Raw genomic sequence first — 17,025 nt, 5'->3', positions numbered from 1 at the left:
TAGTGATATAAATGAGTTTTAAAGATAAATTCCACAACATCAAGGAATGTGCCGTAAATTCAGTTATATACAGAAGTTATTATAATCCTAAAATCAATAACAACATAATCTATGTTGAATCCAGAAACGGTACTGATTTTGCTGGAAATATCTTTAGAATTGTTGAGGAGATATCAACAGGCGATTATGGAAAGTTCAAGATATATGTTCATGCCAATGAAAATGTAAAGATTAAAATAGAGCAGCTGAGCGAAAATTATGACTTGAATATCCATAGAATCATCACTGATGATGACCATGCGGCACAGATACTGCATAAGGCGAAATATATCTTCACAGATTCCGGAATAAACTACAAATATGTAAAGAAGAAAGGTCAGATTGTTATAAATACATGGCACGGAACTCCCCTAAAGCATATGGGTTGCAGAAACATTCCGGAACAGGCCAATTTGGGAATCATACAGCATTCACTTCTTTCAAGCGACTATCTTATTTTTCCAAATGAATATATGAAAGACATCATGCTAGACGCATACATGATCGGGAAAATCTACAGAGGGGAAATGCTGCTTGAAGGATATCCGAGAAACAGCATATTTTTTGATGACAAAAGAAAGGATGAGCTTAAATCAATCTTATCTCTTGAAGACAAGGAAATATTTGTATATATGCCTACATTCAAGGGTTCCGTCAACAATAGGGATGATGAAAAGCAGAATGCTGAAATAAGCAAATTCCTTGAGGAAATAGAGCAATCCCTTAGTGAAAACCAGATATTTTTTGTTAAGCTGCATCCATATAACCAGGCAAAAATCGATTTTTCCAATTACAAAAATATAATGGCATTTCCGCAGGGCTGGGAAATATACGACCTTCTGAATATGGCGGACTGCCTAATCACAGATTATTCAAGCGTTTTCTTTGACTTTGCAAATACCAAGCGCAAAATCATCATCTTCAATTATGATGAAGCTGAATACATGAAGGAGCGTGGAATCTATTTCCCATTGGACGAACTTCCATTTCCTAAAGTCCAGACAGTTTCCGATTTGATTGAGGAAATGAATCGGGAAAAGGATTATGATGACAGCGAGTTTATTAAAACATACTGCACATATGACTGTCCTGATGCGGCAAACAGGATATGCAGACACATATTCAAGGGAGAGGATATGTGCATAAGCGAAAGAATAGAAAAGGAAAAGAACAACATTCTGATATATTCAGGCTCACTTGAGGACAACATCATTACAGATAATCTGATAAAGATGCTTGAGGACAGCTCCAGCCAAAAGTACAACTATTTCATCACATTCAAGGGCTGGGACGGATATATCAGGGAACATCACGAAGAAATCTTCAGCAGGTTTCCGGATGAAGTTGATTTTCTTCCGTTCAACTTTTATTTCACACCAACTCTAATGGAAAAGCTGAGACTGGACAAGTTCCTTGCTGCCGGAGCTGACTTTGAACCGCCTAAACCCCTTAAGGATTTATTCAAAAGAACTTACCAACGCCATTTCGGCAATATAAAAATCAAGGCAATTATGGATTTCGGAGTATATGACCATGACATGTCTGAAATCCTGAAGCACGGAACCAACAACTATATCCCTGTCAAGCCCACACAGATTCCAGAAATCCGAAACAACGTTGAGGAATATGATGAGTTTTCAGAAGACCTTTGCTACTTTGACTTCATCACCTACAGGGACGGCATCCTGAACATTTCCGGATACTTCAATTCATTTGACAGCGACCTGGAAGTCATAGGTAAGGAAGGCGAAAACATTTTCCATCCCGACGTATATGATTATCCGACAAGAAGGGGCAGTTCCATATATAATTTTGATTTTAAAATCCCAATCACTGATAAGGACATCAGATTTGAGGTTAAGGCATCAAACGATGTGGAATATCCTGTGCAATTTAGAAAATACTGTAATCTCTCCAATTTCAGCAGATATTTCATTAAGGACGGAAAGATTATCTATTATGACGGTGATATCAATGTGGAGAACTTCTCATATTGGAGGATGCTTAGGCTGGAATATGGTGATTTGAAAAATATCATAGGATCCGGTGAAGCATATTTCATTCATGCAGTCCTTTTCAGGCTTCTGCATCTTATTTTATATCCTTTCATGAAAAACAGGGACATATGGATTGTCATGGACAGGAAAACACAGGCTGACGACAACGGGGAACACTTCTTCAGATATGCAATCAATCAGGATGACGGTGTCAAGAAGTTTTTTGCAGTGCACAACTCATCAAATGATTTCCATCGTCTCAAGGAGGTCTTCTCAAACAGTTTAATAGTAAGCGATTCCAGAAAGCACATGTTCTATTACATGTTTGCCTCAAAGCTGATTTCATCACAGGGAACCGAATATGACCTGACACCATTTGCATACAAGAACTACAAGCTGATGGCGGGAATCATCAATCTTGACTTCTATTTCCTTCAGCACGGAATAATAAAGGACAACATGTCTTCATGGCTCAGGAAATATGACAGAAACCCTAAACTGATTGTAACATCAACAGACCTTGAATATGAATCCCTTTTCAATGAGGGATACTACTACAACAGGGATGTCGTACAGCTTCTCGGTCTTCCAAGATACGACAATCTTGACAACAAGTATCTGAGAAGACAGATCATTATAATGCCGACATGGAGAAACTATCTGACAAATTCATTTGATTTCATACAGTCAGACTTTTATAAGTATTTCAATTCACTGATCAATAATCCTCGCCTGATTCAGGCTGCCTCAAATGAAGGCTACAAGATTATCCTTAAGCTGCACCCTGAACTCAACAGATACATTGACCTTTTTGACAGAAACTCATATGTGGAATTTGACCTGAGCAAGACCTATGCAGAGCTAATAAACGAATCCAGCCTGATGATTACAGATTATTCATCAGTATTTTTCGATTTCGGATATCTTAAAAAGCCGCTGATTCACTATCAGTACGGCAATGACTATCATTTCGATTCTGAAAATGGATACTTCCAATACAGGACAATGGGATTTGGTCCGGTTTTCGACGATGAGGAGGATGTAATCGACAAGGTAATCGAATATATGGAAAACCACTGCGAAATGGAGGACATGTATAAAGAGAGGGTTGATGAATTCTTCAAATTCCGTGACAAGAACAATGCCAAAAGGTGCTATGACTGGATTATTAAAGATTAAATTGGGGATAAAATGAAAAGGTTCAAGTTTTCAATAATAATGCTGATAGACGATATCGGATTCCATATCCATGAAGCGATAATGTCTGTAATCAATCAGAATTTGGATTTCAAGGACAATACCCAATTGATTTTAGTAAATGACGGAAGTGCAGATTGCCTCGATGAATACGTCAAATATCAGGAGGAATATCCGGACAATGTCGTATTGATTTCTCAAAAGCCAAAGAATTACTCTTCAGGATATAATTCAGCTCTTAAACATGCACGGGGAGAAATCATTAATTTCCTGCATAACAATGACACGCTCTCGGCCAACGCCTTAAGCGAAGTGCTGAAGGCATTTGAAAAATATGGCCAAAACATTGTAAATGTCAGCCTTGACTACATTGACAGAAATGCAAAAAGCGAAAATGACATTCCTGACGGCATAGTCGATTTGATTAAAAATCCTGAATACGACATAAACTTTTTCAATTCACTTTTCATAAAAAAAGAGGCTCTTGTCGAATTTGATGAAAGGGAGGACCTTTTTGAAACAGACCTCTTCATGAACAGGATTCTTACGAAAAGCAATAGCTACACTTTCATAAGTTCAGCCAAATACTACTTCAGAAAAAGAAGGGATACCCTCAGGATAAACAATAATGATTATTTCAAAAGGAAATTCGACTTCAATCAGGCAAATCTCTTTGCAAGAGGGATTCTGGACTCAAATAGGGAACTTCCGATATATATTCAATACAATATATTGAACGTTTTCATCCCGGTGATGAACAGGGAAGTTAAAAACAGCCTTCTTGAAAGCGATGAAATTCCAAAATTCTTTGAATTGCTTAAGGAAACTCTCGATTGCATTGACAAGGATGTAATATACGATGCCACATCAAATATTTCAATGATCGGATTTTTTATTGCAGTTAAAAACGATGACATTGATTTGAACAGCCTGAATCCAATCGATTCATTCAGGGTTGATGTAAGAAGCGATGACGTCACGTTATATTCAAAAAATGATGTGATTGACGTTCTCTCAAAAAGGGACATCTATATTGACTTTGCCGATTTGAAGGATGATGTCCTAAGCATTTCAGGACATGTCAAGTCACTGTTTGACAGCGAAAACATATCCGTCTATGCCCTCAAAAACGGCAGGGAAATAATCACCGCCAAATCATTCAGATATCCGACACGCCATATCAGCCGCTTTTTAACAGTCAACTGGCAGAGATCATATAACTTTGACTTGAAGATTCCTCTGGATTCAATCAAAGACCTCTCCACAATTGAGCTTAAGATTAAATACGCTGGTGATGGAGATTCATGCATACTGGATAATGAAATAAAATTCAGAAAGCATTCAAACATCTCATATGATTCACATTACTACATAAAGGATTCAAGGATTGTGATGTTCAACGGAAAATTCAACGTGATGCCGTTCTCATATAGGAAAATGTATCAGTATGAAGTAAGGGGGCTCTTAAAGCTCTTCCGTGACAAATACGACTTCTACAGAAGGGCAATATTCATAAGGACAATACATCTGATACTCTTCCCGTTCATGAGAAACAGGAAAATCTGGATTGTAATGGATCGCATCGACATGGCTGACGACAATGGGGAGCACTTCTTCAAGTATGCTATCAAGCAGAATGACGGAATCGAAAAGTACTTTGTCATAGACAGGCAGTCTCCGGATTATGAAAGGCTAAAGGCTTCCTATGACAATATCGTCGAATTTGAATCACTGAAAAACAAGATTCTGTATCTGTTTGCAGACAAGCTCATCTCATCACAGGGTTCCGAGTTCTATTTGAGTCCGTTCAAGTTCGAGGCACCTTATCTGACTGCAGGTACGTCATATGTTGATTTTTATTTCCTTCAGCATGGAATAATTCTGCATGACCTCTCCACATGGCTTGTCAAATACGAACGCCATCCAAGACTTATCGTGACATCCTGCAGAATGGAATACGAATCCCTCATAAGCGACCTGTATAACTATGATGACGGCACATTCAGGCTTTTGGGCCTTCCGAGATATGACAATCTCAACAATGAGGGATATAAAAAGCAGATCGTAATAATGCCTACCTGGAGAAATTACATCAGCAATGAAGAAGATTTGGTAGAATCGGAGTATTTCAAACGCTTCAATTCACTCCTGAACAATGAAAGACTTATAGATTATGCCAAAAGCAATGGCTATGAGATTCTCTTCAAGCCACACCCCGAACTTGGCAAATATATAGGCAATTTCAAAAGAAACGATTACGTTCACTTTGATGACGACAAGAAATACCAGGAAATCTTTAATGAGTCAGCTATACTCATCACCGACTATTCATCAATATTTTTTGACTTCGCATACCTTAAAAAGCCGGTCATCTACTATCACTATGGGGATGATTTCCATTATGAATCCGAAGAAGGATACTTCAAATATGATACTATGGGATTCGGCAGCGTCGTTTCAACGGAAGATGATCTTGTCGACAGGATAATTTCATATATTGACAATAGCGCTCAGATGGAGGACATCTACAAAAGCCGTGTAGACGAGTTCTTCCAGTTCCATGACACCGAAAACTCCAAACGCTGCTATGATGCAATTTACAATGACTGATTTTTGTAATCTTTTTTTTACATATTGACTCGATAATTTAATATATTAAAGTTAAAAAGTATTATTTTGTTCATTTACTGTCAAATTGAATAATAATACATAAATATATAGTCAAATAAAAATTATATCAGTAGAAATAAATTCTACTATAGTTATAACTATTGGTGTTTTAAAATGAATAAAAAGATAGGTTTTATTTTAGCTTTAGTAGTTATCTGTTTAATGATGTTAACTACTGTAAATGCGGGTCTATTTGACTTTTTAGGTGGTAACAACGCTAATCAAACCGCAAATGACAATCAAACTTTCATTGTAGGTTTTGATGCTGAATTCCCACCATACGGATACAAAGACGATAGTGGAAACTACACTGGTTTCGACTTAGATTTAGCAAAAGAAGTTTGTGAAAGAAACAATTGGACATTTAAAGCACAACCAATCGATTGGGATGCTAAAGATGCAGAGTTAGACTCTGGTTCTATTGACTGTATTTGGAACGGTTTCACCATGGATGGAAGAGAAAATGACTACACCTGGTCTAAACCATACTTTGACAACAAACAAATATTCGTTGTAAAATCAGATTCCAACATTACAAGTATTGCTGATTTGGCAAACAAAACTGTTGAAACCCAAAAAGACTCATCTGCTTTAGCAGCACTTGAAGGTGACAACAAAACTATCGCTGATACCTTTGCAACTTTAACCCAAGTAGCAGACTATAACACTGCATTCATGGATTTGGAATCCGGTGCGTGTGATGCTATAGCTATGGATATTGGTGTTGCAGAATACGACATTAAAAACAAAAACAGTACTGTCAATTTCACTATATTGAATGACACAATCACTACTGAAAAATATGGTGTCGGATTCAAACAAGGAAATACTGAATTAAGAAACCAAGTACAAGCTACTTTAGATGAAATGTTCGTAGACGGAACTTTCGTTAAAATAGCTGAAAAATACGGTATTTCACCTACTGCTTTAATCCAAGGATAAATTAATTAGTTTGAGGGGAGAATTAGTTATATGATTTTAAGTAATGTAATTTCGCAATTACTAGGAGGTATGGTTACCTCAATAGAAATATTCTTGCTTACATTACTATTCGCCCTTCCTCTCGGTTTGGTTATAGCCGGAGGAAGAATGAGTAGTTTTGCACCATTAAGATGGTTAATGAAGATTTATATTTCTATCATGAGAGGTACACCTTTAATGTTACAGTTGATTGTAGTATTTTTTGCACCGTACTATGTCTTTGGAATGAATCTTTCAAGTGATTATAGATTCTATGCAGTCATCATTGCATTCACTATAAACTACGCTGCTTATTTCGCTGAAATATACAGAGGGGGGATTGAAGCAATTCCAAAAGGACAATATGAGGCTGCACAAGTTTTAGGCTATAACAGATTGGAAACATTTTTTATAATCATTCTACCTCAGGTGTTTAAGATAATTCTTCCTTCAGTAACTAATGAAGTAATTACTCTTGTAAAGGATACTTCTCTTTCATTTGTAATCGCAATTCCGGAAATGTTTACAGTAGCAAAACAGATTGCGGCAGCTGATGCATCAATTGCAGCATTGCTCGTTGCAGGTCTTTTCTATTACATATTCAATGTGCTGGTTGCATTTGTCATGGAACACTTGGAAAACAGGTTAAGTTATTATGATTAGAGGGGTATTATGAGTTTACTTGAAATTAAAAATCTTAAAAAAAGCTTTGAAGACAATGTGGTTTTAAAGGATATTTCACTAAAAGTTGAAAAGGGTGAAGTACTCTCCATAATCGGTCCTTCAGGATCAGGTAAATCAACATTGCTTCGATGCATTACAGGACTTGAAGTTGAAGACAGCGGTGAAATCAACTTTGACGGAACATTCGGATTGGTTTTCCAGAACTTTAACCTATTCCCGCATCATTCCGTGATGAAAAATATTACAAACGCTCCTTTAAAAGTTCAAAAAAGAAATAAGGAAGAAGTTTATGGCCACGCCAGGGATCTGCTTAAGAAAATGGGTCTGGAAGATAAGGAAGATGCATACCCATGCGAACTGTCCGGTGGTCAGCAGCAGAGGGTTTCAATTGCAAGGGCACTCGCAATGAATCCTGACATATTATTCTTTGACGAACCTACATCAGCGCTTGACCCTGAACTTACAGGTGAAATCCTGACTGTAATCAAGCAGCTGGCTGCAGAGCACATGACAATGGTTATCGTTACACACGAGATGAATTTCGCACGTAACGTATCCGATACAATCATATTCATGGAAGACGGATATATTGTGGAAGAGGGTTCTCCTGATGAAGTATTTGCTTCACAAAATCAAAGAATGCAGGAGTTCTTAGGAAAATTCAATGAGTAAAGATTTAAATCTTTACAATCACTCTTTTTTTTTAGAAAGTATTTTAAAGTATAACAACATAAATCTTATTAAAACAATTCTTTTTTGGGTATTATGTTTGTTAATGATTTGATTTATGATTTAAATTTAAGAAAGCAAGATAGAATCTATTTGCTTGTTTTATTATTATTTAGTCTTATTGTAACTGTAATTTCCATTAACAACAATATGCATGTGGGGCTTAAATCAGACGTGCTGGTATATCTTACAAACGCCCTCTTCTACTCAGGACTGAATGAAAACATACATAATGCCTCAACGCTTTATTTATCGCCGGTAATCTGCTTTTTGACAGGAATACTCTTCAGATTCGGCCTTGGCAAGGAAGCGATATTCATAGTGACAGGAATATTTTCAATCCTTGCAAACCTGAGCATATATATCCTTTTGAAGTACCGCTTCAACAGATTGTTCTCATTGTTCGGAGCTGTGCTTTTCTCAAGCTTCAATCTTATTCTGACATATTGGGCAGACGGTACACTTGACGTGTCTGTAATCAGCATTTCAATCTGGGTGATTATCTTTTTGATACTTGCTGTATATGAGCATCCCAAATATTATCTGCTGTGCTTCCCTTTAGCTGTCTTAAGCATATTTACCAGATATTCAGCGCTTTTCATACTTCCGCTCCTGCTTTTATATTTCTTAAGCAAAAATGACTTCTTCAACGTCATTGATACATTTCTTTATGACAGAAAGGAATTCTGGCAGATGGCGCGAAATTATCTCACAGGATCCGAGTTCAAATATATAGTAATGGGGATAATAATAGCCGTATTGCTGTTTGCTCTGATATGCATCTTCATAAATTCAATCGGTTCAGGACTGACATTCGTTACACAGATTTCAGAATCAGTAGGAGGATTCAACAATGAATATAAGTACGTTAAAACTCCGGGATATACGGATAACTCCACATTTTACCTGTTCAATTTCCTTTACCTGATGAATTTTGATTCAATTAGCATATTCGGCGTTAACTTTTCACAGATTCTTCTGATCTTTATTATCATGGCTGTTGCGATACACCTGATTAACTTTTTGACCAATCTTGAAAGCGTCAGGTCCATCATATCACACAGGAGAAGCTTCAAGGTTGAAGGCTTCGAGAAATGTCTGGTTGTCCTTCTGATAATATTGGGAGTGCTGTTTGTCTTTTCACTGACAGTCAACCACCTTCTGGCAAACACTATCATGCTCACGGCAATGGTGGTCATGTTTTCCCTTCTTGAAAAGATGCCAATCGGCAAGAAATTCTATTCCATGGATTTCCTCTGCCTTGCATGGTTTTTGGTTTATTTCATATTCTTCAGCATGATCAATATCAAGTCATACCGCTATCTGATTTCATGCATACCCCCATTGGTTTATTTCTGCGTTTGGGCAATAGACTGCGTTTCACAGACACTTCTGAACGGTCTGGAAAATCAGGACTCCTTCATATACAGGATAACAAGAAATCCTACATTCGAATTTGAAAATAAAAGACGTCACAGATATGTTAAGATTCTTATTATATTGGGAATCATCATTCTGATGGCACATGCATTTACTTTTGAAAGCGATTACAAGTTCAGTAAAATCAACGAAAACCTTGATGAAGTGTGCTATTTCATCAAAACCCACGATTCCGAGTATATGAACAAAAACATTACAACAGACAATGAGTACTGCATGAGATATGTGACCTGGTATCTCCGCACGGACGTGAAACTGAACTCCTCGGTATTTTACGGCTCTCCGACTGACGACTACATCATTACAAACCACTTTGTCCAGCACAAGGACCTGAAAAGAACACAGACTTCAGGCAATGTCAGATTGTATGAACCGAAAGCTAATATAACATAGATTACATAATTAAAAGCAATGTCAAGAGCAAAAATTTCTGTTATACTTCCTGTTTATAATGAAGAGAGATATATTGAAAAAGCAATTGAAAGCGTTTTGAAGCAAAGCTTTCCTGATTTTGAACTGATTATAGTAAACGATGGCTCAACAGACAGTACTTTAAGTATAATAGAAGGGTTTGACGATTCCCGAATCAGGGTGATTGACCAGGAAAATCTGGGTCCCGGCGCATCAAGAAACAACGCAATGAAGATTGCAGACGGAGAATACATGATGTTTCTCGATGGTGATGACTGGTACAGGGAGGATGCCCTTGAAGTCGCATACGGGGAAATCACCAAAAATGACTGTAACATGACATTCTTTCAGATGATCAACTATGATGATGAAACCGGCAAAATCTATGAAAATGACTGGTTTGACTTAAAAACATTTGATGAAAGTTTTGAAAACAGGGTATTCGGCCCTGAAGAAACTCCCGGTTCCATATTTGACCTCTCTGTAGGAGTATGCCAAAAGATATACAAAACCTCCTTTTTAAGGAAGATTGATGCAAGTTTTCCCGAAGGAATATTTTTCGAGGACATGCCATTTTTCTATTATGTGTATCTGAAGGCTCGAAGGATTTCAATTGTCAAAGAGCATCTATACTACAGAAGAAAGCACGATGCATCAATAACCCATGTGGTCGACGGGAAATTCCTTGATACAGTTCCGGCAGGCCAGGTTCTTATGAGAATATTTATAGAAAATGAATGGTATGAGATGTATAAGTTTGACTTGCTTGCCTATAAAATAAACGGCCCTCGTTTTGCTTTAAGAGATATTGAAGAAAAATATAAGATTCCACTCTATGAGTTAATTAAAAAGGACTACTGTGAAATTAAATCAAGTGAATATTATTCTGACTTTTTGACTAATTTGGGTCCTGTAAAGAAAAAGTTTTTCCAGGATATAATAAGGTCAAAGGACTATGAAGATTTTAAAACCATAAACCAGATGAAATCATCACCTGCATAATAGCTTATTAATATGCTTGCAATTGAAACCAGAACATATATTATAAACACTTCAATTGGGCTGAAGAGATAAAAGATAACAATTCCAATGATTTCAATCAGATAGAATAGCTTATTGTTGAAGATGTTTGCATAGCTGAGAATTCCCAAAATGATTGGTGTAACTATTATTGCAAGTATGAACCATATGCAGTCAATGAATGGTGTCAACGGAACAGTCTTAAGGTTAAATACAGTGAAGAAGAGATATGCCTCTATAATTGTGAGGAAAAATCCCTGAACGCCTCCGCAGATGGCCTGTGCCAAGGTATGCTTGTTCAATGTAACGCGTGACCATATAATGAGCGGATACAATATTCCAAATAATGCACCGAAAGGTCCCAAAAGCAGTATCAGTGCGCCGACAGGACCGCTCAATCCTGTGGTGTGAACGCTTATTTTCCATTTTGATGTAATCAGAAGGACAACGCCGGTGTTGATTGAATAGCATAGTAGCAGAACGGTCAAAAAGTTATCAAGGTTAAGAATCAATGAAATTAAAAATCCGATAAAATAGCAGACAATGCCAACAATCAGTGGAGTAAATCTGTCCTCACGGTTTGAAATGTCGCTGTCTGTATTGAGCTTTTTGGCCCAATATAAGATGATTGCCATAGGCAGAACTGAAGTGAAAACTATTGAAATCAGCTCCAAAACGATGAATTTAGAAAAGTTGAACACTCCATTTTCAAATGACAGGACCAAACATATGATGAAAAACAAAGGAATGCATATGATTGGCGGATTTGTAAATGTTGAAATAGTCTTGGCGATTTTTAATTTTTCCATAATATTATTATCTTTTTAGGGATATATAATTTGATTGTTTGTCTAAATGTTATGTTAAAAAAAATTTATATAGATTAAACATCTAATTTTTTAGTATGAAATCATTAGTCGTATTCTATTCAAGAACAAATGTTACAAAAAAACTGGCTGAAGACATTGCCAAACAAACTGATGCAGACATTGAAGAAATAAAGTCAAAAGTAAACTATCAGGGAAAAATTGGCTTTGCACGTGGCGGAAAAGACGCATTGTCTGAAAAAATAATCAATATTGAAGCCCTTAAATATGACCCTGCAGATTACGATATGGTATATGTAGGTTCACCTGTATGGGCAGGCAAGGCATCCAATCCGGTCATTACATACCTGAAGCAGAACGAAGGAAAATTCAAAAATGTCAAATTCTTCCTGACTGCAGGCTCAGCCGACAATGAAAAGGTTTTTGACCAGATGGAAAAGTATTCAATCAAACCGGAAAAAACATTGCTTCTGGTAACAAAACAGGTCAAAAAGGACGATTATTCTTTGAATGGATTTATAGACTAATTAATCATAATTATAAAAAGGGGAGTAAATGAGTAAAAAAAATAAGAACATTGAAGTGATTACAGGAGATCCTAAAAAGGCTATTGTGAAACTTGCCCTTCCTATGATGCTTTCCATGCTTTTGATTATGCTCTACAATCTGGCGGACAGCATATGGGTTGCAGGCCTTGGAGCTGATGCGCTTGCGGCAATCGGTTTCATTACACCATTGTTTATGGTTCTTATTGGACTTGGTAACGGTATCGGTGCAGGTGCAAACTCACTGATTGCAAGAAACATCGGTGCTAAAAACTTCGCTCAGGCCAACAATGCAGGTCTTCATGGAATCCTGCTTTCAATCATAATATCATTGATATTTACAGTCATCATAGAAGGATTCATGGTTCCTATCCTTCAGTTTATGGGAGCGGGACACACTATCCAATACGCAATGGATTACAGCTACATCATATTCGGATTCCTCTTCGTTTTCGTATATTCAGGAGTATTGTCTGCAATTTTCCGTTCAGAAGGGGACATGAGAAGAGCGACAATAGCGATAGCGGTAACCGCAATCATGAATATCATTCTGGATCCTATATTCATCTATGTTTTGAACTTAGGAATTGCGGGTGCAGCTTGGGCAACAGTGATTTCAGCTTCCCTATCATGTATCGTCATGAGCTATTGGATATGGGGCAAAAAGGACTTGTATCTTGACTTATCCCCTAGTAACTTTAACTATTCAGGCCAGATGGTGCTGGACACATTGCAGGTTGCAATTCCATCAACACTGGAAAACATTGTTTTTTCAGCACTTGCAATTATCATAAATTCAATGCTTGTACTTGCTGCGGGAACAACAGCCGTAGCGGTTTATACAGCATCAATGAGAATTGTACAGATGTCAATGATTCCACTGATAGGTCTTGGAACTGCTGTTTTAACAGTTGCAGGTGTTGCATATGGTGCCCATAACTATAAAAATCTCCAGACTGCACATTCCTATTCAATCAAGCTCGGATTCGCGATATCAATTTTACTTGGAGCGTTAATGTTCATATTCTCTTCACAGATTGCGACCATGTTTTCATATACTCAGGCAAGCGCAAGCATGTCACCGCAGATTGCAACTGCGATTTCAGTATTGAGCCTATTCGTTTTGGCGGTTCCTCATGGTATGATGTCATCCATGATGTTTCAGGGTGTCGGTAAGGGAGTCTATTCCCTTTTGATTACATTGCTTAGATCATTAATCCTTGAAAGTGTATTTGCATATCTGTTCTGCTTCATCTTCGGATGGGGAGTTTCAGGAATCTATGCCGGTGTAGTATTCGGTTGTTTTGTTGGAGGAACAGTGGGATACATCTGGGCTAAAATATTCATTCGCAGATTCAAGGAAATATCAATTAAAAAATACAAACCACACGATTCAAGCTAGTTCAATGAACTAGTTTTTTATACTTTTTTTACTAAATAATTAATCATGGAATTCATCTTAAACAATAAAAAGTATTCTATAATAAACCATGAGCTTTTCATAAATTATCTGATGGTGGACAACTACTTCAGAAACAACTATTCCAAATATGAATATGACATTCGATTTGATTTTGTAGAACCCCTCCTAAATAAGGACAAAGTTGAATTTGAAGACATTCTGGAAGGCACCAAGGTATTGGAGGAACTCATTGAAAAAGAGCAGATCAATTTCATTCCGCAGGGTCTCAGATTGGACCAGCACAGCACAGGAAACTTCAGGGTAACATATCAGGATTTGGAATTTGACGATATTCGCATTGGTGAAGCGATACCTCTTCTTATTGCCTTGAATTCCCTTTTAACCTATAAGCCGATTGTTTCGCTGAGCCAGATTTCAGAAGAAATTGACAATTTCATAGACCAGTTCAGAAGATATAAAAAGTAAAATTTAATATTGTGGATAACATATTATTAATTAACTATAAATTATTTATAGGGTGAAAGATGAAATGAATTGTCCGAAATGTAATTCAGAAAATAATGATTCAGCTAAATTTTGTAAGAAATGTGGAACACCTCTTACAAAGAAAACCATGAATCATGAAACCGTTATAAATTCAATAAATGAGGAAAAGGCAGGCAGTGATAAGACTACTAAAATAATTATTGTTGCTTTGGTTATTATTGCCATTTCTCTTGCTGGTGTTTTTGCATATGTTGGACTTGAAAACAATAACAGTCACAGTGATTCGCAAAACAGCGCATCACCAACCTCATCCAGTTCACAATCAAGTGCAACCCCTACCTCATCATCATCCAGCGCCAAACCTGTGCAGGAATCAATGAAAATACAGGGAGGTAGTATTTCAACAGGCAGTGAGTTGGCAGATAAGACTTATGCTCATCTGCTTATCGGACCACAATTTGCTGGAAAACAAGTCACAATACAGATATTCTACTCAAGGGACGGTTCCGCTCTGAACAATGGAAATATGGTTCCAGTTACTATAGATTCATCTGGTTATGTTGATGTGGCCAGTGCAGATTCATATAAATACTATCCTGATCATGCAAAAATTAATTTATTTGATTCATCAGGTCATTTATTGGATACCAAATCCGTATCTTTACAAATAACCAGTGGTACTCAAACATTTTAGTTGAGTACTCTATTTTTCTTTTTTTAATATCCGATATGATATTCTCTACTGTGAATATGACATGTTGAAGTCTTTTTCCAATAGCAGTTATTGCATGTTTTGCAGATGCTAACTCCATTTCCTTCAACTCTCCAATCAAGCAGAAAGGCATTGTCTGCAACAAAAGGCCTTTGCATTGAAATAAAGTCAATATCAGTACTGTTCAATATGTCATTGATTTGATTTTGACTGTTGGATCCACCACCCAATATTACCGGAATATTCACATTCCTGATTATTTGGTCAGTGGCATCAATTAGAGGATTTCCTTGGGTATTTTCTTTTGTGAAGAATTGAGGTGAACGCGGACGTGTCATCTGAAGTGAATCCGCACCGTATTTTTCAAGCAGTTTGGCTATCTCAATTGTTTCATCCAATTCCATTCCCATATTTGTGCCGTCAAATGCATTTAATCTGCAATTAACATGGAGTTTTGTATTGTTTTTGATAACCTTAATCATTTCCAATACGATTTTTAAACGATTAAAGGTGCTTCCACCATATTCATCATCACGTGTATTGAAATTCGGATTGATGAAACGGGACAAGAAATAGTAGTTTCCAAGACCTATCTGTATTCCGTCAAAACCTGCATAATCGATTTTCTGCGCTGCAATGATATAATCTGCCTGAATCTTTCTGATATCCTCCAGGGATATGTCATCAGGACCCATATTGTGATTGGCAGGCTTGTTGTACTGTACAAAACCAACCTGTGCAAATATAGGAACATCATATCTATGAACCAGGTCAGTCAAATCACGCGCTTCACGGACAAACTGCTTGAAATTGAGTGTATGCGTATATTTGCTGAACACATCTCTCGGATATAATGATATCAGTTCAGTTATTATCAATCCGACACCGCTTGCAGCGATGTTTTCATAGCGGTTATATATTTCAGGTGTGAAATTTCCTGTTTTTTCTCTTTCGGACTCCCATAAGCCTGTCCGTACAACACGGCTGTTGAGTTTATATTCTCCAAACTTGCAAAAATCAAATAGGTCTTTCATGATAATACTTAATAAGGATTGTATAAATAAACTTTTTTATTTAAATAACATTACAAAAAATAAAAAAAAAGATTAGGAAAAATATTTCCTAATTAAACTTCTTATATGCAGCAAAAATACCTACAACAACTATAACCAATAAAGCCAGAATATAATAGTTAAACCCTGTTGATTCCTTTCTAGAATTATCTGCTGGCTGATTATTGCTGCCTGTCTGATTATCAGGAGCATCAGAATTTATATTTTCAGCCTGAACAACTGCATTAACATGCATTGAGGAAACAATCTTTTTTGAAACGGATCTTACTATCTGCGCATCATCTTTTTCATTTGATGGAACGATAGATGTCATATTTTTTGAATCATCTTCATGGTCTGTGTAAGCTGCCGGTGCATAATTTGCATCAGAGATATAGTCAATAGGCTTTGATGATGAAATATCTTTAGGAATAATATTGTAATTGAAATCAATATTGTGACCTATGGATGGTCCGAATACAGTTCCGGAATAATCATTCTTATAAATACCATTTTTTATTAATTCAAACATTTCTGACATTCTGCTTGGAAGAGGTTTTAAATCTGATGTTCCGTTTAAATAATTCCTTAAAGCTTCAAGATATTCTGGTGGTATTGAATGTTCATGATTGGGATCATCATATTCTAAATCTTCATAATCAGAATCATCCAAATCAGAATCATCCAAATCAGAATCATCTAAATCGGAATCTTCAAAATCTTCATAATCAGAATCATCTAAATCGGAATCATCTAAATCAGAATCATCCAAATCAGAATCATCCAAATCAGAATCATCTAAATCGGAATCTTCAAAATCTTCATAATCAGAA

14 protein-coding genes are annotated in these 17,025 nt (G+C 36.7%); 11 read left to right on the top strand and 3 right to left on the bottom strand.

From position 1 onward, the window contains the following. Positions 1–11: 11 nt before the first annotated feature. From E7Z77_RS00525 to E7Z77_RS00495, 7 genes are all read left to right on the top strand, one after another. Positions 12–3,215 carry a CDP-glycerol glycerophosphotransferase family protein gene (locus E7Z77_RS00525; RefSeq protein ID WP_292748981.1) on the top strand — a complete coding sequence of 1,068 codons (3,204 nt, stop codon included), beginning with the start codon at positions 12–14 and terminating at the stop codon, positions 3,213–3,215. Positions 3,216–3,227: 12 nt separating this feature from the next. After that, positions 3,228–5,843: a CDP-glycerol glycerophosphotransferase family protein gene (locus E7Z77_RS00520; protein ID WP_292748979.1), complete on the top strand. Its 2,616-nt coding sequence runs from the start codon at positions 3,228–3,230 to the stop codon at positions 5,841–5,843. A 174-nt stretch (positions 5,844–6,017) separates the two neighbouring features. Beyond that, positions 6,018–6,845 carry an amino acid ABC transporter substrate-binding protein gene (locus E7Z77_RS00515; RefSeq protein WP_292748977.1) on the top strand — a complete coding sequence of 276 codons (828 nt, stop codon included), beginning with the start codon at positions 6,018–6,020 and terminating at the stop codon, positions 6,843–6,845. Positions 6,846–6,875: 30 nt separating this feature from the next. Next, positions 6,876–7,526, top strand: coding sequence for an amino acid ABC transporter permease (locus tag E7Z77_RS00510; protein ID WP_292748975.1), 651 nt, complete (start codon positions 6,876–6,878; stop codon positions 7,524–7,526). A 9-nt stretch (positions 7,527–7,535) separates the two neighbouring features. After that, a complete protein-coding gene (locus E7Z77_RS00505; protein ID WP_292748973.1) occupies positions 7,536–8,219 on the top strand; it encodes an amino acid ABC transporter ATP-binding protein in 684 nt (227 codons plus the stop codon). Positions 8,220–8,312: 93 nt separating this feature from the next. Next, positions 8,313–10,109, top strand: coding sequence for a glycosyltransferase family 39 protein (locus E7Z77_RS00500; RefSeq protein WP_292748971.1), 1,797 nt, complete (start codon positions 8,313–8,315; stop codon positions 10,107–10,109). Between the two features lie 18 nt (positions 10,110–10,127). Further along, the gene (locus E7Z77_RS00495) at positions 10,128–11,129 is read left to right on the top strand and encodes a glycosyltransferase family 2 protein (RefSeq protein WP_292748969.1); all 1,002 of its coding nucleotides are present in this window, start codon (positions 10,128–10,130) and stop codon (positions 11,127–11,129) included. On the opposite strand, the gene E7Z77_RS00490 is transcribed toward E7Z77_RS00495, so the two are convergent. Further along, complete coding sequence (locus E7Z77_RS00490; protein WP_292748967.1) at positions 11,081–11,956, bottom strand: hypothetical protein; 876 nt, start codon at positions 11,954–11,956, stop codon at positions 11,081–11,083. The two genes, E7Z77_RS00495 and E7Z77_RS00490, sit on opposite strands and share 49 nt — an antisense overlap. A gap of 95 nt (positions 11,957–12,051) precedes the next feature. Here E7Z77_RS00490 and E7Z77_RS00485 point away from each other — a divergent pair, with 95 nt between their 5' ends. The 4 genes from E7Z77_RS00485 (at position 12,052) to E7Z77_RS00470 (ending at position 15,122) form a co-directional block, all read left to right on the top strand. After that, complete coding sequence (locus E7Z77_RS00485) at positions 12,052–12,501, top strand: flavodoxin (protein WP_292748965.1); 450 nt, start codon at positions 12,052–12,054, stop codon at positions 12,499–12,501. Between the two features lie 28 nt (positions 12,502–12,529). Beyond that, positions 12,530–13,921: an MATE family efflux transporter gene (locus E7Z77_RS00480; protein WP_292748963.1), complete on the top strand. Its 1,392-nt coding sequence runs from the start codon at positions 12,530–12,532 to the stop codon at positions 13,919–13,921. A gap of 45 nt (positions 13,922–13,966) precedes the next feature. Next, positions 13,967–14,407, top strand: coding sequence for a hypothetical protein (locus tag E7Z77_RS00475; RefSeq protein ID WP_292748961.1), 441 nt, complete (start codon positions 13,967–13,969; stop codon positions 14,405–14,407). Between the two features lie 64 nt (positions 14,408–14,471). Beyond that, the gene (locus E7Z77_RS00470) at positions 14,472–15,122 is read left to right on the top strand and encodes a zinc ribbon domain-containing protein (RefSeq protein WP_292748959.1); all 651 of its coding nucleotides are present in this window, start codon (positions 14,472–14,474) and stop codon (positions 15,120–15,122) included. Positions 15,123–15,145: 23 nt separating this feature from the next. On the opposite strand, the gene E7Z77_RS00465 is transcribed toward E7Z77_RS00470, so the two are convergent. Together E7Z77_RS00465 and E7Z77_RS00460 are read right to left on the bottom strand one after the other, a co-directional pair. Then, on the bottom strand, positions 15,146–16,174 hold the full coding sequence (locus tag E7Z77_RS00465; protein WP_292748957.1) for an NADH-dependent flavin oxidoreductase: 1,029 nt from the start codon (positions 16,172–16,174) through the stop codon (positions 15,146–15,148). A gap of 88 nt (positions 16,175–16,262) precedes the next feature. Next, positions 16,263–17,025 (bottom strand): pentapeptide repeat-containing protein (locus tag E7Z77_RS00460; protein WP_292748955.1); only part of this gene is annotated, 763 nt, incomplete at its 5' end.

The organism is Methanobrevibacter sp. (assembly GCF_015062985.1).
Taxonomy (GTDB): Archaea; Methanobacteriota; Methanobacteria; order Methanobacteriales; family Methanobacteriaceae; genus Methanocatella.
This window is presented reverse-complemented; position numbering and strand designations above follow the sequence as displayed.